Source organism: Streptomyces sp. 2131.1, assembly GCF_900105515.1.
Classification (GTDB): domain Bacteria; phylum Actinomycetota; class Actinomycetes; order Streptomycetales; family Streptomycetaceae; genus Streptomyces; species Streptomyces drozdowiczii.
On sequence record NZ_FNSY01000001.1, the window covers coordinates 5,893,867 to 5,912,137 of the forward strand.

General features: G+C 71.4%; 18 protein-coding genes. 15 read left to right on the forward strand and 3 right to left on the reverse strand.

What is annotated here, in order from left to right; genetic code table 11:
* Window positions 1–24: 24 nt before the first annotated feature.
* Complete coding sequence (locus tag BLW14_RS26620) at window positions 25–702, reverse strand: potassium channel family protein (RefSeq protein ID WP_093709686.1); 678 nt, start codon at window positions 700–702, stop codon at window positions 25–27.
* Window positions 703–768: 66 nt separating this feature from the next.
* On the opposite strand from BLW14_RS26620, the gene BLW14_RS26625 reads away from it, so the two are divergent.
* Window positions 769–1,329: an HIT family protein gene (locus BLW14_RS26625; RefSeq protein ID WP_018524199.1), complete on the forward strand. Its 561-nt coding sequence runs from the start codon at window positions 769–771 to the stop codon at window positions 1,327–1,329.
* Window positions 1,330–1,398: 69 nt separating this feature from the next.
* Here the strand turns inward: BLW14_RS26625 and BLW14_RS26630 are convergent, their stop codons facing one another.
* Entirely contained in the window at window positions 1,399–3,054 is a 1,656-nt protein-coding gene (locus BLW14_RS26630; RefSeq protein WP_093709687.1) for a hypothetical protein, read from the reverse strand.
* A gap of 154 nt (window positions 3,055–3,208) precedes the next feature.
* Window positions 3,209–5,416: an elongation factor G-like protein EF-G2 gene (locus tag BLW14_RS26635; RefSeq protein ID WP_093709688.1), complete on the reverse strand. Its 2,208-nt coding sequence runs from the start codon at window positions 5,414–5,416 to the stop codon at window positions 3,209–3,211.
* Window positions 5,417–5,793: 377 nt separating this feature from the next.
* Between BLW14_RS26635 and pgsA the strand changes: the two genes are divergently transcribed.
* The 14 genes from pgsA (at window position 5,794) to BLW14_RS26705 (ending at window position 18,270) form a co-directional block, all read left to right on the forward strand.
* Entirely contained in the window at window positions 5,794–6,444 is a 651-nt protein-coding gene (pgsA, locus tag BLW14_RS26640) for a phosphatidylinositol phosphate synthase (protein ID WP_093709689.1), read from the forward strand.
* The gene (locus tag BLW14_RS26645; protein WP_093709690.1) at window positions 6,441–7,376 is read left to right on the forward strand and encodes a phosphatidylinositol mannoside acyltransferase; all 936 of its coding nucleotides are present in this window, start codon (window positions 6,441–6,443) and stop codon (window positions 7,374–7,376) included. Before pgsA ends, BLW14_RS26645 begins: the two co-directional genes overlap by 4 nt.
* The gene (locus BLW14_RS26650) at window positions 7,373–8,533 is read left to right on the forward strand and encodes a glycosyltransferase family 4 protein (protein WP_093709691.1); all 1,161 of its coding nucleotides are present in this window, start codon (window positions 7,373–7,375) and stop codon (window positions 8,531–8,533) included. The genes BLW14_RS26645 and BLW14_RS26650 overlap by 4 nt, the downstream gene beginning before the upstream one ends.
* Before the next feature lie 41 nt (window positions 8,534–8,574).
* Window positions 8,575–9,123: a LemA family protein gene (locus BLW14_RS26655; protein WP_093709692.1), complete on the forward strand. Its 549-nt coding sequence runs from the start codon at window positions 8,575–8,577 to the stop codon at window positions 9,121–9,123.
* 149 nt (window positions 9,124–9,272) lie between these two features.
* Window positions 9,273–10,193, forward strand: coding sequence for a pyridoxal 5'-phosphate synthase lyase subunit PdxS (gene pdxS / locus BLW14_RS26660; RefSeq protein WP_018524206.1), 921 nt, complete (start codon window positions 9,273–9,275; stop codon window positions 10,191–10,193).
* 6 nt (window positions 10,194–10,199) lie between these two features.
* Entirely contained in the window at window positions 10,200–10,793 is a 594-nt protein-coding gene (gene pdxT / locus BLW14_RS26665) for a pyridoxal 5'-phosphate synthase glutaminase subunit PdxT (RefSeq protein WP_093709693.1), read from the forward strand.
* Between the two features lie 61 nt (window positions 10,794–10,854).
* Window positions 10,855–11,607: a YebC/PmpR family DNA-binding transcriptional regulator gene (locus BLW14_RS26670; RefSeq protein WP_026242824.1), complete on the forward strand. Its 753-nt coding sequence runs from the start codon at window positions 10,855–10,857 to the stop codon at window positions 11,605–11,607.
* A gap of 125 nt (window positions 11,608–11,732) precedes the next feature.
* The gene (gene ruvC, locus BLW14_RS26675) at window positions 11,733–12,299 is read left to right on the forward strand and encodes a crossover junction endodeoxyribonuclease RuvC (RefSeq protein WP_093709694.1); all 567 of its coding nucleotides are present in this window, start codon (window positions 11,733–11,735) and stop codon (window positions 12,297–12,299) included.
* Window positions 12,296–12,922, forward strand: a complete 627-nt coding sequence (gene ruvA / locus BLW14_RS26680) for a Holliday junction branch migration protein RuvA (RefSeq protein WP_093709695.1) — start codon at window positions 12,296–12,298, stop codon at window positions 12,920–12,922. Before ruvC ends, ruvA begins: the two co-directional genes overlap by 4 nt.
* A 76-nt stretch (window positions 12,923–12,998) precedes the next feature.
* Entirely contained in the window at window positions 12,999–14,072 is a 1,074-nt protein-coding gene (gene ruvB / locus BLW14_RS26685) for a Holliday junction branch migration DNA helicase RuvB (RefSeq protein WP_093709696.1), read from the forward strand.
* A gap of 165 nt (window positions 14,073–14,237) precedes the next feature.
* Window positions 14,238–14,720, forward strand: a complete 483-nt coding sequence (gene yajC / locus BLW14_RS26690) for a preprotein translocase subunit YajC (RefSeq protein ID WP_093709697.1) — start codon at window positions 14,238–14,240, stop codon at window positions 14,718–14,720.
* A gap of 148 nt (window positions 14,721–14,868) precedes the next feature.
* Window positions 14,869–16,611: a protein translocase subunit SecD gene (gene secD, locus BLW14_RS26695; protein ID WP_093709698.1), complete on the forward strand. Its 1,743-nt coding sequence runs from the start codon at window positions 14,869–14,871 to the stop codon at window positions 16,609–16,611.
* A 1-nt stretch (window position 16,612) separates the two neighbouring features.
* A complete protein-coding gene (secF, locus tag BLW14_RS26700; protein ID WP_093709699.1) occupies window positions 16,613–17,722 on the forward strand; it encodes a protein translocase subunit SecF in 1,110 nt (369 codons plus the stop codon).
* Window positions 17,719–18,270 carry an adenine phosphoribosyltransferase gene (locus BLW14_RS26705; RefSeq protein ID WP_093709700.1) on the forward strand — a complete coding sequence of 184 codons (552 nt, stop codon included), beginning with the start codon at window positions 17,719–17,721 and terminating at the stop codon, window positions 18,268–18,270. Before secF ends, BLW14_RS26705 begins: the two co-directional genes overlap by 4 nt.
* Window position 18,271: the final 1 nt, after the last annotated feature.

Consider the following 18,271-nt stretch of genomic DNA (forward strand, 5'->3'; position numbering starts at 1 on the left):
AAGCGGGGATGAGCCCCCGGTGAGCTACGAGCTCGCCGGGGGCTCCTTCTCGTCCTCCCGCCGGAACGCCTGGATCAGCCAGGACGAGAACGCACCCGTCACCGCGCCCAGCAGCCCCAGGCCGCAAGCCATCAGGCCCGCCGCGATGATCCGGCCCGCCGTCGTGACCGGCACGGCGTCCCCGTAACCCACCGTCGTCAGCGTCGCGCACGCCCACCAGACGGCGTCCCCGAACGTGCGGATCGAGGCGCCCGGGGCGTCGTGCTCCCAGTGGTAGACGCTGAGGGCCGCCGAGAAGCCGAGGAGCACGGCCGTCATCCCGGCGTACGCGATCACCCGCGCGTACAGGCCGAGGCGCGGCCGGTCCCGCTTCTTCTGGACGGCCGTATAGACCTGCACCATCCGCAGCGGGCGCAGCAGCGGCAGGATCAGGACGAGGGTGTCGAGCCAGTGGACGCGCGGGAAGCGGTGGCCCAGGCGGCTGAGCCGGAGGCGTACCGCGTAGTCGACGATGAACAGCAGCCAGGTCGCGCCGACGAGGGCGAGGGACAGGTCGTGCCAGGGCTGGGCGTCGCGCGGGGCGAGGACGCGGAAGGCGTACCCGGCGAGGAAGACGAGTGAGGCGGAGAGGAGCGGGATCTCGGTGCGTCGCTCCCATTGGGTGAGGGCGGGAGGGGGCGGGGCCGGGGTGCGCGCGCTCATCGGCCCAGCATCGCGGTACGTGAGCGGGATCGGCCCCGGCGACACGCTCCGCGCAGGTGACGCAATATGCTGGCCGGCATGACGAGTGAGCCGGAGCAGCAGATCGGAGTGGGGACGCCCGACGCGTTCCAGCGCCTGTGGACGCCCCACCGGATGGCGTACATCCAGGGGGAGAACAAGCCGACCGGCCCGGACGCGGGGGACGGCTGTCCGTTCTGCGGGATTCCGGCGCTGTCGGACGAGGACGGGCTCGTCGTCGCGCGCGGTGCGAAGGTCTACGCCGTGCTGAATCTGTATCCGTACAACGGCGGGCATCTGCTGGTGGTGCCGTACCGGCATGTCGCGGACTACACGGAGCTGGACGGTCCGGAGACGGCGGAACTGGCCGATTTCACGAAGCGGGCGATGACCGCGCTGCGGGCGGCTTCGGGTGCGCACGGTTTCAACATCGGGATGAACCAGGGCGAGGTCGCGGGGGCGGGGATCGCCGCGCATCTGCACCAGCACCTGGTGCCACGGTGGGGCGGTGACGCCAACTTCATGCCGGTGGTGGGGCACACCAAGGTGCTGCCGCAGCTGCTGGCGGACACGCGGAAGATGCTGGCGGACGCCTGGCCGGCCGCTTGATTCGTTCCCGCTCGCAGTGCGGGGCGCCCCGGATTCCTTCCGGGGCGCCCCGTTCGCGTACGCGGGTGGTCATGCGTCGTAGAGGTCGGCCTTGCCGGGGGTGGGCTGCTGGACGAGGCCGCTCAGGACCGACGAGCGGTTGTTGAAGCGCTCGGTGTCCACTCCGTGCTCCTCCAGGACCTTGATCGCCGCGTTGTGCACGACGCGCAGGACGGGGGTGGCGGCGCGCATGGCGTCGTCGGCCATGAAGCGGTGGCGCCAGGGCTTCTCGGCCCAGGCGTGGCGGAGCCCGAAGGGTTCGGGCAGGGCGATCTTGCCGCCGAGGTAGTCCAGGACCGGCGGGTACCAGGTGAAGGGGGCGCGCAGTGCGAGCCGGGTGACCTCGTGGGCGTCGACGAGGGCGAGGGTGATGTCGCGGGTCTCCCAGAACCGGACGGTCTTGTTGACGGTCCTGGTCTTTGCGGCGGGCTTGCTGGTGAAGAGGGAGTGGACGGGGCCGAGGGCGTGTCCGGTGACCTCGATGCGCAGGGTCTCGAAGAGGACGGTGACCGTGATCATCATGGTGATGACGAGCTGGCCGTCCCAGAGGGTGAACTGGACGCCGAGGTAGTGCCGGTCGCCGCCGCCGAACTGCTGGTGGTTGCAGATCCGCTGTATCTCGTGGGGCTTGATCTGGAAGGTGGCGACGTCCTCGCCCTCGCGGCGGGTGACGGCGTCGGCGTTCTCCCCGACGGGGGTGACGATCCAGTGGGTGACGGAGGGGGTGGGGAAGCCGCCGGTGTTGAGGGGGCCGCGTTCGAGCAGTTTCAGCTGGTCGTGGATGACGCGGATGACGTCCCAGCTGCGGAACTGGTGGATCTCCTTGCCGGGGTCCTTGGGGACGAGGTCCTCGGCGAGCTGCCAGCTGCCCCAGCGGGTGCCCATGCCGAGGATGCCCTTGGGTCCGGCGTAGAAGACGGAGTTGGACTGCTGTTCGGCGGAGAGCTTCTCCAGGCCTTGCCGCAGGGCCTCGCGGGCGGTCTCGCTGGGATTCTTCGGGACGGCTTCGGGGATCTTGGCGACGACGCCGCCGCCGGAGAGCAGGCCCTCCCAGCGGGCGCGCATGTCCTGGGCGGACTTCTCCGCGATGCGTTTGGCGATGTACCAGCCGATGACGGGGGCGACGACCATGGCGCGGAGGTAGAGCCCGAGGAATCCGGTCATCGGGAGCTTGATCAGGAGGAAGATCACGCCGATGCCGACGAGGGGGAGCAGGCTGTTGCCGAGGGCGGTGAGGAGCTTGTCCTTGGTCTTGGCGAAGCTGTCGCGGACCCGGAAGGCGATGACCCACATCAGCATGCCGGGCAGGAACAGGAAGCCGAACAGGGCGGTGACGGCGGTGAGTCTGGTGTCGCGGGCCTTGCGCAGGCGGCTCGCGGAGAGGCAGTGCTCGACGACGGTCTGCGGGTCGCTGCCGAAGGACTGGATGAGCGCTTTACGGGCTCCGCCGAGCATGCGTTCCTGGACGGCGCGGGAGAACGCCTCGCCGAGGTTCGGCTTGAAGTAGTCGGAACGGCCCTTCTTCACCTCGGACTTGTGCCACTCGCTGTTGGCCTTGAGGAGGTCCTCCACCGGGCTGTCGCGGTACGCCGCGGAGGCGAGGGCGTTGGTCGCCACCGCCGCGCCTGCCGACCCCTGGAGCGGAATCTGCGCTCCGGGAGAGAAATCGAATCCGTTGCTGGCCACTGTCGCCCCCACTCGCCACCGAAGAACCGCTCCTGCGGCTGTTTCCCAACTGCCGTGCCCGGCACACTTTCTGAGCTGGGGTCTCAGCGTATCGTCCGGATACGTCCGTCGTCCGGCCCTGTGGACAACGTCCTGGGGGAGCGGCTCTTTCGCGTCACCCCTGCTGGGCGTGGACGCGGCCGGCGAGCTGGGCGGGCATGGGCTCGTGGCGGGCGTACGCGCGGTCGAAGCGGCCGGTGCCGTGGGTCAGCGAGCGCAGGTCGACCGCGTACCGGCCGATCTCCAGTTCGGGGACGTCGGCGCGTACGAGGGTGCGTCCGGTGCCCGTCTGTTCGGTGCCGGTGACCCGGCCGCGGCGGCCCGAGAGGTCGCTCATCACGGGGCCGACGTAGTCGTCGGGAACGAGGACGCGGACCTCGGCGACGGGCTCCAGGAACCGGACGTGCGCCTCGGCGGCGGCCTCGCGCAGGGCCAGGGCGCCGGCGGTCTGGAAGGCGGCGTCGGACGAGTCCACGGAGTGGGCCTTGCCGTCCCGCAGGACGACCCGGATGTCGACGAGCGGGTGCCCGGCGGCGACGCCCCGGGCGGCCTGGGCGCGGACGCCCTTCTCGACGGAGGCGATGAACGGTCGGGGCACGGCGCCGCCGACGACCCGGTCGACGAATTCGATGCCGGAGCCGGCGGGCAGGGGTTCGACATCGATCTCGCAGACGGCGTACTGACCGTGGCCGCCGGACTGCTTCACGTGGCGGCCGTGTCCGGTGGCGGGTCCCGCGAAGGTCTCGCGGAGTGCGACGCGGTGCGGGACGGTGTCGACCTGGACCCCGTAGTGGTCGCGCAGCCGGTCAAGGGCGACGTCGAGGTGCGCCTCGCCCAGGCACCACAGGACGAGCTGGCCGGTGTCCGGGTTCTGTTCGAGGCGCATGGCCGGGTCCTCGGCGACGAGGCGGGCCAGGCTGTGGGAGAGCTTGTCCTCGTCGGCCTTGCTGTGGGCGCGGAGGGCCAGCGGCAGCAGGGGGTCGGGGGTGGTCCAGGGTTCGAGGAGCAGCGGGTGGCCGGTGCCGGAGAGGGTGTCGCCGGTCTCGGCGGTGTCGAGGCGGGCGACACAGGCGAGGTCCCCGGCGACGCACGCGTCGAGGGGACGCTGCTGTTTCCCGAAGGGCGAGGTGAGGGCGCCGACGCGGGTCCGGTCCTGGTGGCAGGGGCGGTCCTCGTGGGCGGGGCCGTCGAGGCCGTGGCCGTAGACGTGCACGGTGTCGTCGGGGCGCAGGATGCCGGAGAAGACGCGGACGAGGGAGAGCCGGCCGACGTAGGGGTCGGAGGAGGTCTTGACGACCTCGGCGACCAGGGGGCCGTCGGGGTCGCTCGTCAGGGCGGGGAGCGGGGAGCCGTCCGGGGTGGTGACGGTGGGCAGCGGGTGTTCGAGCGGGGTCGGGAAGCCGCGGGTGATCAGGTCGAGGAGTTCGACGGTGCCGATGCCCTGGCGGGCGCCGTCGGCCGCGGGCGCGGCGGCGAGGACGGGGTGGAGGGAGCCGCGGGCCACGGCGCGTTCCAGGTCGCGGACGAGTGTCTCGGTGTCGATGGTCTCGCCGCCGAGGTAGCGGTACATCAGGGTCTCGTCCTCGCTCTCGGCGATGATCCCCTCGATGAGCCGGGCCCGGGCCTCGGCGAGGGGTGTCCGCTCGTCGCCGGCGGGCGGGTGCTCGGCGCGCTCGCCGCCGGAGTAGTCGAGGATCCGCTGCGAGAGCAGGCCGGTGAGGCCGGTGAGCGGGGCGTGCCCGTCGGCGGCCTCCGGGCCGAGCACGGGCAGGTAGAGGGGGAGTACGGCGTCGGGGTCGTCGGCGCCGAAGAGTTCACCGCAGAGCCGGGTCATCGCGTCGAACGGGGTGCGGGCGGTGTCGAGGTGGGTGACGACGATGGCGCGGGGCATGGAGACGGCGGCGCACTCCTCCCACAGGGCACGGGTGGTGGCCGCCACGGCCTCCGCCTCCTGGGCCGCCGATACGACGAAGAGGGCCGCGTCCGCAGCGCGCAGCCCGGCCCTGACCTCCCCGACGAAGTCGGCGTAGCCGGGGGTGTCCAGCAGGTTGATCCGGTGGCCGTCCCAGTCCAGCGGAACCAGGGAGAGCCGGACGGACCTGTTCCGGCGGTGCTCGATCTCCTCGTGGTCGGAGACCGTGGTGCCGTCCTCGACCCGGCCAGGCCGGTTGATCGCGCCGGCGGTCTGCGCGAGCGCCTCGACGAGGGTGGTCTTGCCGGAGCCGCTGTGGCCGACCAGTGCCACGTTGCGCAGGTCGCGGGGACGGCCGGCCCGCGGTGCTCCTCCGGCGGCTCCGGTGTGCGCGTGTACCTTGTCGCCCATGGTCGTGCCTCCTGTCGGCCGGTACGGGCACGCACTCAGGGGCCGGCGCGGCGGCTGCGGCGACGCCCGCGGTATTCCGAGCTTGGCACTCCCCGCGGACCGCGTCCATACGGGTGTCCGGGGTGCCCGGACGGTGCCGGTCCCCCGGCGTGACTACGATGGGCGCGGAGGGTGCTGAGGGCCCTGGCCGGGCTCGCGGCGCCCGGCACGCACGTCTGCGGCGTTGCCGAAACGCCTTCATGGCTCCGCCATGGAGACGCTCCGGCGCCTTGCAGCCGCGCGGACCGGACACCGCCCCCCGAGCCAACCAAGACCTTCAGCACCCTCCAGCCGGTGGCCGACGGGGCCAAGCGGCCCACCTACCCCTCGGGAAGGCCATGCTGAACAAGTACGCGCGTGCCTTTTTCACGCGTGTCCTCACGCCGTTCGCCGCACTGCTGCTCCGCCTGGGCGTGAGCCCGGACGCGGTCACCCTGATCGGTACGGCCGGGGTGATGGCCGGTGCGCTGGTCTTCTTCCCGATGGGGGAGTTCTTCTGGGGCACGATCGTCATCACGATCTTCGTGTTCTCCGACCTCGTCGACGGGAACATGGCACGCCAGGCCGGCATCTCCAGCCGGTGGGGCGCGTTCCTGGACTCCACGCTCGACCGGGTCGCAGACGGCGCGATCTTCGGCGGCTTCGCCCTCTGGTACGCCGGCAGCGGCGACGACAACGTCCTGTGCGCGGTCGCGATCTTCTGCCTGGCGAGCGGTCAGGTGGTCTCGTACACGAAGGCGCGCGGTGAGGCGATCGGTCTGCCGGTGGCGGTCAACGGGCTCGTGGAGCGTGCCGAGCGCCTGGTGATCTCGCTGGTGGCGGCCGGTTTCGCGGGGCTGCACAAGTTCGGCGTGCCGGGCATCCAGGTGCTGCTGCCGATCGCGCTGTGGATCGTCGCCGTCGGCAGCCTGGTGACGCTGGTCCAGCGCGTCGTCACCGTCCGCCGCGAGGCCGCGGAGGCGGACGCGGCCGACGCGGCCTCGCGGTGAGCGGCGCCGGCGCCGACGCGCGGCCCGGCGCGAAGGAGCGGCTGAGCGACGCGCTGTACGGGCTGGGCTGGGCGGCGGTCAAGACGCTGCCCGAACCGGCCGCCCGGGCCCTCTTCCGCACGCTCGCCGACCAGGTGTGGAAGCGCCGCGGCAAGAGCGTGCTGCGCCTGGAGGCGAACCTGAAGCGGGTCGTGCCGGACGCCGCCCCGGCGAGGCTCGCCGCCCTGTCGCGCGCCGGGATGCGCTCGTACATGCGGTACTGGATGGAGTCGTTCCGGCTGCCCACCTGGAGCCCGGAGCGGATCAAGGCGTCCATCGACGTGACGGACGCGCACCGGCTGACGGACGGGCTCGACTCGGGGCGCGGGGTCATCCTCGCCCTGCCGCACCTGGGGAACTGGGACCTGGCGGGGGCGTGGGTCACCACCGACCTGAAGGTGCCGTTCACGACGGTAGCCGAGCGGCTGAAGCCGGAATCGCTGTACGACCGGTTCGTCGCCTACCGCGAAGGCCTGGGCATGGAGGTGCTGCCGCACAACGGCGGCGCCGCGTTCGGAACGCTGGCCCGGCGGCTGCGGTCGGGCGGTCTGGTCTGCCTGGTCGCGGACCGCGATCTGTCGGCGTCGGGGGTCGAGGTGTCGTTCTTCGGCGACACGGCCCGGATGCCGGCCGGCCCCGCGCTGCTCGCCCAGCAGACCGGCGCGCTGCTGCTGCCGGTGACGCTCTCGTACGACGACACGCCGGTGATGAAGGCGCGCATCCATCCGGCGGTCGAGGTGCCGGAGTCAGGTGACAGGACGGGGAAGACGTCCGTCATGACACAGGCTCTGGCCGACGCGTTCGCCCTGGGCATCGCCGAGCATCCGGAGGACTGGCACATGCTCCAGCGGCTCTGGATCGCCGACCTCGAACCCCGCGGAGACCAGCAGTGAAGATCGGCATCGTCTGCCCGTACTCCTGGGACGTACCGGGCGGAGTGCAGTTCCACATCCGCGACCTGGCCGAGCATCTGATCCGGCTCGGCCACGAGGTGTCCGTGCTGGCGCCCGCCGACGACGAGACGCCGCTGCCTCCGTACGTGGTCTCCGCGGGCCGGGCCGTACCGGTCCCGTACAACGGCTCGGTGGCCCGGCTGAACTTCGGGTTCCTGTCGGCGGCGCGGGTGCGGCGGTGGCTGCACGAGGGCACCTTCGACGTCATCCACATCCACGAGCCGACCTCGCCGTCGCTGGGGCTGCTGACGTGCTGGGCGGCGCAGGGCCCGATCGTCGCCACGTTCCACACGTCCAACCCGCGCTCCCGGGCGATGATCGCCGCGTACGCGATCCTGCAGGCCGCGCTGGAGAAGATCAGCGCGCGGATCGCGGTCAGCGAGTACGCCCGCCGCACCCTCGTCGAGCATCTCGGCGGGGACGCCGTGGTCATCCCGAACGGCGTGGACGTCGACTTCTTCGCCCGCGCCGAGCCCAGGCCCGAGTGGCAGGGCGGCACGATCGGCTTCATCGGCCGCATCGACGAGCCCCGCAAGGGCCTGCCCGTCCTGATGCGCGCGCTTCCCGCGATCCTCGCCGCCCGCCCCGACACCCGGCTGCTGGTGGCGGGCCGGGGAGACGAGGAGGAGGCCGTCGCCTCGCTGCCGAAGGAGATGCGCGCGCGTGTGGAGTTCCTCGGCATGGTGAGCGACGAGGACAAGGCGCGGCTGCTGCGCAGCGTCGACGTGTACGTGGCGCCCAACACCGGCGGCGAGAGCTTCGGGATCATCCTGGTCGAGGCCATGTCGGCGGGCGCACCGGTCCTCGCCAGCGACCTGGACGCCTTCGCGCAGGTCCTGGACCAGGGCGCGGCGGGCGAGCTGTTCGCCAACGAGAACGCCGACGCGCTGGCCGGGGCGGCGATCCGGCTGCTGGGCGACCCGGAGCGGCGCGCCGAGCTGAGCGAGCGCGGCAGTGCCCATGTCCGGCGCTTCGACTGGTCGACGGTCGGGGCGGACATCCTGGCGGTGTACGAGACGGTGGCGGACGGCGCGGCCTCGGTCGCGGCGGACGAACGCACGGGTCTGCGCGCCCGGTTCGGGCTGGCGCGGGAGTAGCGGGCCGGGCGGGCTCCCGCTCCCCGGTAGCCTTGCCGCCCGTGACCGTAACCCTCATCATCTGGGCCGCCGTCGTGCTCGTCGCGATCGGCCTGTACCTCAGCTGGACCGCGGGCCGCCTAGACCGGCTGCACACCCGTATCGACGCGGCCCGGGCGGCCCTCGACGCGCAACTGCTGCGCCGGGCCTCGGTCACCCAGGAGCTCGCCACCTCCGGGGTCCTCGACCCCGCCGCGTCGATCGTGCTGTACGAGGCGGCGCACGCCGCCCGGCAGTCGCCCCAGGACCATCGCGAGGTCGCCGAGAGCGAGTTGAGCGCCGCCCTGCGCGCGGTGTTCGGCGAGAGCGCGCAGGTGGAGGCGGTGCGCGAGATCCCCGGCGGTCAGGAGGCGGCGTCCGAACTGGCGGCCGCGGTACGGCGGGTGCCGATGGCGCGCAGGTTCCACAACGACGCGGTCCGGGCGGCGCGGGCGCTGCGGCGCCACCGCACGGTGCGCTGGTTCCGGCTGGCGGGGCACGCGCCGTTCCCGCTGGCGTTCGAGATGGACGACGAGCCGCCGGTGGCCCTGGCGGACCGCCCCGGCAGCTGACGGACAGTGGCCCCTTCCCGTACACGGGGGCGCGGGCCAAAACGATCCACCGGCCTCTCATTGGCCCTTGCTGTGGACTGGTTCCGGGGAGTTTGCTCGGAGTGCGTCATTCGGCGCTCCCGCATTCGCTCCCCCCAGTGAGGTCATCCGTGTCCACGCTTCCCAGCACCCCGCAGTCCGCCGACAACCCGGCCACCGGCACCGCCCGCGTCAAGCGCGGCATGGCCGAGCAGCTCAAGGGCGGCGTGATCATGGACGTCGTCAACGCCGAGCAGGCGAAGATCGCCGAGGACGCGGGCGCCGTGGCCGTCATGGCCCTGGAGCGGGTGCCGGCCGACATCCGCAAGGACGGCGGCGTGGCCCGGATGTCGGACCCGAACATGATCGAGGAGATCATCGAGTCGGTGTCCATCCCGGTGATGGCCAAGTCCCGCATCGGTCACTTCGTCGAGGCACAGGTCCTTCAGTCCCTCGGCGTCGACTACATCGACGAGTCCGAGGTGCTGACCCCGGCCGACGAGGTCAACCACAGCGACAAGTTCGCGTTCACCACCCCGTTCGTCTGCGGCGCCACCAACCTGGGCGAGGCGCTGCGCCGTATCGCCGAGGGCGCGGCCATGATCCGCTCCAAGGGCGAGGCCGGTACGGGCAACGTCGTCGAGGCGGTCCGCCACCTGCGCCAGATCAAGAACGAGATCGCCCGGCTGCGCGGCTACGACAACAACGAGCTGTACGCCGCCGCCAAGGAGCTGCGCGCCCCCTACGAGCTGGTCAAGGAGGTCGCCGAGCTGGGCAAGCTGCCCGTCGTGCTGTTCTCCGCGGGCGGCGTGGCCACTCCGGCCGACGCGGCGCTGATGCGCCAGCTCGGTGCCGAGGGCGTCTTCGTCGGCTCCGGCATCTTCAAGTCCGGCGACCCGGCCAAGCGCGCCGCCGCCATCGTGAAGGCCACCACCTTCTACGACGACCCGAAGATCATCGCGGACGCGTCCCGGAACCTGGGCGAGGCCATGGTCGGCATCAACTGCGACACGCTGCCCGAGACCGAGCGCTACGCCAACCGCGGCTGGTAGTCACCGATGAGCGACACCCCTGTGATCGGAGTCCTGGCCCTCCAGGGCGACGTGCGGGAACACCTGATCGCCCTGGCCTCGGCGGACGCCCTGGCCAGGCCGGTCCGGCGTCCCGAGGAACTGGCCGAGGTCGACGGGCTGGTCCTGCCCGGCGGCGAGTCCACCACCATGTCCAAGCTGGCCGCCCTGTTCGGCATGCTGGAGCCCCTGCGCGAGCGGATCGCGGCCGGGATGCCGGTCTACGGCACCTGCGCCGGGATGATCCTGCTCGCCGACAAGATCATCGACCCCCGCTCGGGCCAGGAGACGCTGGGCGGCATCGACATGATCGTGCGGCGTAACGCTTTCGGGCGGCAGAACGAGTCCTTCGAGGCGGCCGTCGAGGTCGCCGGGATCGACGGCGGACCCGTGGAGGGGGTCTTCATCCGGGCCCCCTGGGTCGAGTCCGTGGGCGCCGCGGCCGAGGTCATCGCGGAGCACGGCGGCCACATCGTGGCCGTACGGCAGCAAAACGCCCTCGCCACGTCATTCCATCCGGAACTGACCGGGGACCACCGCCTCCACGCGTACTTCACCGAGATGGTGCGCGCGGCCGGGTGACTCGATCCCGGTAGGATCTCTCGGGTTCGTACGGAATTTGGTGACGCGAAGGAGAAGGCAGATGTCCGGCCACTCTAAATGGGCTACGACGAAGCACAAGAAGGCCGTGATTGACGCCAAGCGCGGCAAGCTCTTCGCGAAGCTGATCAAGAACATCGAGGTCGCGGCCCGCACCGGCGGTGTGGACCCCGAGGGCAACCCGACCCTCGTGGACGCGATCCAGAAGGCGAAGAAGAGTTCGGTCCCGAACAAGAACATCGACTCCGCGGTCAAGCGCGGCGGCGGTCTCGAAGCGGGCGGCGTCGACTACCAGACGATCATGTACGAGGGTTACGGGCCCAACGGTGTCGCGGTGCTCATCGAGTGCCTCACCGACAACCGCAACCGTGCCGCGTCCGACGTACGGGTCGCCATGACGCGCAACGGCGGCTCGATGGCCGACCCGGGTTCCGTCTCGTACCTCTTCAACCGCAAGGGCGTCGTCATCGTCCCCAAGGGCGAGCTGACCGAGGACGACGTGCTCGGTGCCGTCCTGGAGGCGGGCGCCGAGGAGGTCAACGACCTCGGCGACAGCTACGAGGTCGTCAGCGAGGCCACCGACATGGTCGCGGTCCGCACGGCGCTCCAGGAGGCGGGCATCGACTACGACTCGGCCGAGGCCAACTTCCTGCCCACCATGCAGGTCGACCTCGACGAGGAGGGCGCCCGCAAGATCTTCAAGCTGATCGACGCGCTGGAGGACAGCGACGACGTGCAGAACGTCTTCGCCAACTTCGACGTCAGCGACGAGGTCATGGCGCAGGTCGACGCCTGAGCCGCGTTCTGACAGGGCTGTTGTGGACGGGCCGGCGGGGACACACCCCGCCGGCCCGCCGCATTGTCGGTGCCGACCGATAGCCTGCTGGAACAGTTGACCGATCGGCAGGGAGGGGGCGGACCGTGCGGGTGCTCGGCGTGGACCCAGGTCTGACCAGGTGCGGGGTCGGCGTCGTCGAAGGCGTCGCGGGGCGGCCCCTGACCATGCGCGGCGTGGGCGTCGTGCGCACCCCCGCCGACGCGGAGCTCGGCGACCGGCTCGTGGCGATCGAGCGCGGCATCGAGCAATGGCTCGACGAGCACCGCCCCGACTGCGTCGCCGTGGAACGGGTCTTCGCCCAGCACAACGTGCGCACGGTGATGGGCACCGCCCAGGCCAGCGCCGTCGCCATGCTCTGCGCGGCCAGGCGCGGCCTCCCGGTCGCCCTGCACACCCCGAGCGAGGTCAAGGCCGCCGTCTCCGGCAGCGGACGCGCCGACAAGGCACAGGTGGGTGCCATGGTGACCCGGCTCCTGCGGCTGGACGCCCCGCCGAAACCGGCCGACGCCGCCGACGCCCTGGCGCTCGCCATCTGCCACATCTGGCGCGCCCCCGCCCTCAACCGCCTCCAGCAGGCGCACGCGGCCGCCGCCCGCACCCCGCGCGTCCCGCGCACCGCAGCCGTTCCCGTCCGGAAGGTCCCCCGATGATCGCCTTCGTCAGCGGCCCCGTCGCCGCGCTCGCCCCGACCACGGCCGTCATCGAGGTCGGCGGCATCGGCATGGCCGTCCAGTGCGCCCCGAACACCCTGGCCTCCCTGCGCATCGGCCAGGAGGCGAGGCTCGCCACCTCCCTCGTCGTCCGCGAGGACTCGCTGACCCTGTACGGCTTCGCCGACGACGACGAACGGCAGGTCTTCGAGCTGCTCCAGACCGCCAGCGGCGTCGGGCCCCGGCTCGCCCAGGCCATGCTCGCCACGCACACCCCGGACGCCCTGCGCCTCGCCGTCGCCACCGGTGACGAGAAGGCCCTCACCGCCGTGTCCGGCATCGGCAAGAAGGGCGCCCAGAAGCTCCTGCTGGAACTGAAGGACCGGCTCGGCGACCCGGTCGGCGCCCACGCCCCCGGCCAGGGCATCGGCACCGCCGTCTCCTCCTCCTGGCGCGACCAGCTCCAGGCCGCCCTCATCGGCCTCGGCTACGCGACCCGCGAGGCGGACGAGGCGGTCGCCGCCGTCGCACCGCAGGCCGAGGAGGCCCTCGCCGCCGGCGGGACGCCGCCCGTGCCGCAGCTGCTGCGTGCCGCCCTCCAGACCCTCAACCGGGCACGCTGAGCGGCGCGGGCCACCCTTCTCCGCCCGGCCGGCCACCCCCGGCCGGGCACCGATACATCCGAGGCGGACAGACGAGATGAACTGGGACGACACCGGCGCCGGCATGGACGACCGGCTCGACGAGCGGCTGGTCGACGCCGGCGCGGACGGCGACGACACCGCGGTCGAGGCGGCGCTGCGACCCAAGGACCTCGACGAGTTCGTCGGCCAGGAAAAGGTGCGCGAACAGCTCGACCTCGTCCTCAAGGCCGCCCGAGCCCGCGGCGCCACCGCCGACCACGTGCTGCTCTCCGGCGCGCCGGGCCTCGGCAAGACCACCCTGTCCATGATCATCGCGGCGGAGATGAACGCCCCGATCCGGATCACCTCGGGCCCCGCCATCCAGCACGCCGGCGACCTCGCGGCGATCCTCTCCTCGCTCCAGGAGGGCGAGGTGCTGTTCCTGGACGAGATCCACCGCATGTCCCGGCCCGCCGAGGAGATGCTGTACATGGCCATGGAGGACTTCCGGGTCGACGTGATCGTCGGCAAGGGCCCCGGCGCCACCGCCATCCCGCTCGAGCTGCCCCCCTTCACCCTCGTCGGGGCGACCACCCGGGCCGGCCTCCTGCCACCCCCGCTGCGCGACCGCTTCGGCTTCACCGGCCACATGGAGTTCTACGCCCCCGCCGAACTGGAACGGGTGATCCACCGCTCCGCCCGCCTGCTCGACGTCGAACTGGACGCCGAGGGCGCCGCCGAGATCGCCGGGCGCTCCCGGGGCACGCCCCGTATCGCCAACCGGCTGCTGCGCCGCGTGCGGGACTACGCCCAGGTCAAGGCCGACGGCCGGATCGACCGGGAGATCGCCGCGGCGGCCCTCGGGGTGTACGAGGTCGACGCCCGGGGTCTCGACCGGCTGGACCGGGCGGTGCTCGGCGCGCTGCTGAAGCTGTTCGGCGGCGGCCCGGTCGGCCTGTCCACGCTCGCGGTGGCCGTGGGGGAGGAGCGCGAGACCGTCGAGGAGGTCGCAGAGCCCTTCCTCGTACGGGAGGGACTGCTGGCCAGGACGCCGCGCGGGCGGGTCGCCACACCCGCGGCGTGGGCCCATCTGGGAATGGTGCCGCCGCAGCACGGCGTAACGGGACAACAGGGCCTGTTCGGGGCGTGATGAGTCACAGGTTGACCGGAAGCGGAACCACGGTGCCATGCTGGGCGTTGTTCCATCGATGCGGACTCGCTTAGACTCCGCCGATGCCGCCCTTAAAGGGTCGGTGTGCCCACCCCCGTAGACCAGGCCGCTTTCCAGTGCGGTCGTGCGAAGGAAACTCGTCCCGTGAATCCCGTGACTCTCCTCCCCTTCATCGTGCTCATCGGGGCCATGTTCCTGATGACGCGGTCCGCCAAGAAGAAGCAGGCGGCGGCTGCGGCCATGCGCAATGAAATGCAGCCCGGCACCGGCGTCCGGACGATCGGGGGCATGTACGCCACCGTCAAGGAGCTTCACGACGACACGGTCCTCCTCGAGGTCGCTCCCGGCGTACACGCCATCTACGCCAAGAACGCCATCGGCGCCGTCCTCGACGACGCGGAGTACAACCGCATCGTGCACGGTGACACTCCGGAGCTGGACGTCGACGGCGCGGTCGTTCCCGACGACGCCTCCTCGCTGACCGGGCTCGACGACGCCGAGTCCGACGACGCCAAGACCGACCTGGTCAAGAAGACCGACTCGGACAAGGGCGACGAGGACGAGGCCAAGGCCGAGGACGAGAAGAAGTCCGACGGCAAGGCCGACGGCGAGGCCGACGCGAAGTAGCACACACGACGCGGGGCGGCCGTGAGCCGACAGGCATCCGGCCGGCCCCGGTCCGTGCGCTCCTTCGCGGGGGCGGGCCCCCACTAAACTTCGTGGCCGCTCGGGCGCATACCCGGCGCGGGGCGGTTGGACAGGGAGAAACGACAAGGTGGCAGCACCGAAGAAGGGCCGGGGCGCGGCCGGCGGTCAGGGGAAGCCAGGGCGTGCCCTGGCGCTGATCCTGATCGTCATGGCCGCCCTCACGGGCGGGATGTTCCTGGCCAAGCAGCCGACGCCGCGACTCGGCATCGACCTTGCGGGCGGTACCTCCATCACGCTGGAGGCCAAGGCCGAGCCGGGCCAGGAAAAGGCGGTCAACAAGACCAACATGGACACCGCGGTCGAGATCATGGAGCGCCGCGTCAACGGTCTTGGTGTCTCCGAGGCCGAGGTCCAGACCCAGGGCACGCGCAACATCATCGTCAACATCCCCAAGGGCACGAACTCCGCCCAGGCCCGGGCACAGGTCGGCACCACGGCCAAGCTGTACTTCCGGCCCGTGCTGACCGTCACCCAGGGCACTCCCACCCCCGAGCCCAGCGCCTCGCCCTCCGGCAAGGCCAGCGGCTCCCCCTCGCCGAAGGCGTCCGCCTCCGCCTCCGAGAAGGCGACGGACGGCGACAAGGCCGCCAGCCCCTCCTCGAAGCCGTCCGCGTCCGCCACCACTCAGGGCCGCGCGGTCACCGGCGCCCTGAAGGCCGACTCCTCGCCGTCGCCGAAGGCCAGCGAGTCCGCGTCCGCCGAGGACCAGGCGGCCGCAGCGAAGCTCCAGAAGCAGTTCCAGGAGCTCGACTGCTCCAACAAGGCGTCGCGCGCCAAGGCCGCCCAGGGCAGCAAGGCAGGCGACACGGTCGTCGCCTGCGGCCAGGACGACAACATGAAGTACGTCCTCGGCCCGGCCGAGGTCTCCGGCACCGAGGTCAAGAGCGCCAAGGCCGCCTTCGACCAGCAGCGCGGCATGTGGATCGTCCAGATGGAGTTCACCGGCAAGGGCTCCAAGCAGTTCCAGACGATCACCAAGAAGCTCTCCGCGCAGCAGGAGCCGCAGAACCAGTTCGCCATCGCGCTGGACGGCGAGGTCGTCTCCGCCCCCCGCGTCAGCGAGCAGCTGAGCGGTAGCGCCGAGATCTCCGGCAGTTTCCAGCAGGACACCGCCGAGGCCCTGGCCAACCAGCTCTCCTACGGTGCGCTCCCGCTCTCCTTCAAGGAGCAGAGCGTCACCACCGTCACCGCCGCCCTCGGCGGCGAGCAGCTGCGGGCCGGGCTCATCGCCGGCGCCATCGGCCTCGCCCTCGTGGTCATCTACCTGGTGGCCTACTACCGAGGCCTGGCGTTCATCGCCCTGCTCAGCCTCCTGGTCTCCGGCATCCTCAGCTACACGATCATGTCGCTGCTCGGCCCGGCCATCGGCTTCGCGCTGAACCTTCCGGCCGTCTGCGGTGCCATCGTGGCCATCGGTATCACCGCCGACTCGTTCATCGTGTACTTCGAACGCATCCGGGACGAGATCCGCGAGGGCCGCACGCTGCGGCCCGCGGTGGAGCGCGGCTGGCCGCGTGCCCGGCGCACCATCCTGGTCTCGGACTTCGTGTCGTTCCTCGCCGCGGCCGTCCTGTTCGTGGTGACCGTCGGCAAGGTCCAGGGTTTCGCGTTCACGCTGGGTCTCACCACCCTGCTCGACGTCGTCGTGGTGTTCTTCTTCACCAAGCCGCTCATGACGATCATGGCGCGCAAGAAGTTCTTCGCCAGTGGTCACCCGTGGTCCGGTCTGGACCCGAAGCGTCTCGGTGCCAAGCCGCCGCTGCGCCGCTCCCGCCGTACCAACGCCCCCACCGAACCGAAGGAGGCGTGAGATGTCGCGACTCGGGAATCTCGGCGCCCGTCTCTACCGAGGCGAGGTCGGCTACGACTTCATCGGCAAGCGCAGGATCTGGTACGGCGTCTCGGTCCTGATCACCATCACGGCGATCGTCGGCCTGGCCGTCAGCGGCCTGAACATGGGCATCGAGTTCAAGGGCGGTGCCGTCTTCACCACCCCGAAGACGAGCGTGTCCGTCGACCACGCCGAGGAGGTGGCGTCGGAGGCATCCGGCCACCAGGCCATCGTCCAGAAGCTCGGCAACGGCGGTCTGCGCATCCAGATCACCGAGGTCGACACCGCCAAGTCGGACCAGATCAAGGACAAGCTCTCCGAGGAGCTGTCCGTCCCCTCGGAGAAGATCGCCGCCGACCTGGTCGGCCCCAGCTGGGGCGAGCAGATCGCGAACAAGGCCTGGACCGGCCTCGGCGTCTTCATGGTCCTGGTCGTGATCTACCTGGCCATCGCCTTCGAGTGGCGGATGGCCGTCGCGGCCCTGGTCGCGCTGATCCACGACATCACCATCACGGTCGGCGTCTACGCCTTGGTCGGCTTCGAGGTCACCCCGGGCACCGTGATCGGTCTGCTCACCATCCTCGGTTACTCCCTCTACGACACGGTCGTCGTCTTCGACAGCCTCAAGGAGGGCACGAAGGGGATCACCAAGCAGACCCGGTGGACGTACAGCGACGTCGCCAACCGCTCCATCAACAGCACGCTGGTCCGTTCGATCAACACCACCGTCGTGGCGCTGCTGCCGGTCGCCGGTCTGCTGTTCATCGGCGGCGGTGTCCTCGGTGCCGGCATGCTGAACGACATCTCGCTCGCCCTCTTCGTCGGCCTCGCGGCCGGTGCGTACTCCTCGATCTTCATCGCCACCCCGCTGGTCGCCGACCTCAAGGAACGCGAGCCGCAGATGAAGGCCCTGAAGAAGCGGGTCCTCGCCAAGCGCGCGGCCGCCTCCGCCAAGGGCGAGGCCACCGAGGCGGAGCAGGCCGACGAGGACCTGACCGACACGGACGACGCCGCGCCCGCCGGTGCGGTCGTCGGCCAGCGCCAGCAGCCCCCCAGGGGCCACGGCCGCACCTCGGAGAAGCGTCGATGACCAGCACCGCCGAGAGCACGAGGGAACTCCTGCTCAGCCGCATCCGTGACGTGGCGGACTACCCGAAGCCGGGCGTGATGTTCAAGGACATCACGCCGCTGCTGGCGGACCCGGTCGCGTTCACGGCCCTGACCGACACCCTCGCGGAGCTGTGCCTGCGGCACGGCGCCACGAAGATCGTCGGCCTGGAGGCCCGCGGCTTCATCCTGGCCGCACCCGTCGCGGTCCGGGCCGGCCTGGGCTTCGTACCCGTCCGAAAGGCCGGGAAGCTGCCGGGAGCCACGCTCAGCCAGGCGTACGAGCTGGAGTACGGCACCGCGGAGATCGAGATCCACGCGGAGGACCTGTCGCCGGAGGACCGCATCATGGTCATCGACGACGTCCTGGCCACCGGCGGCACCGCCGACGCCTCCCTGGAGCTCATCCGCCGGGCCGGCGCCCAGGTCGCCGGAGTCGCCGTCCTCATGGAGCTGGGCTTCCTGGACGGCCGGGCCCGGCTGGCCGACGGCCTGCGCGGGGCTCCGCTGGAGGCCCTGATCACGGTCTGAG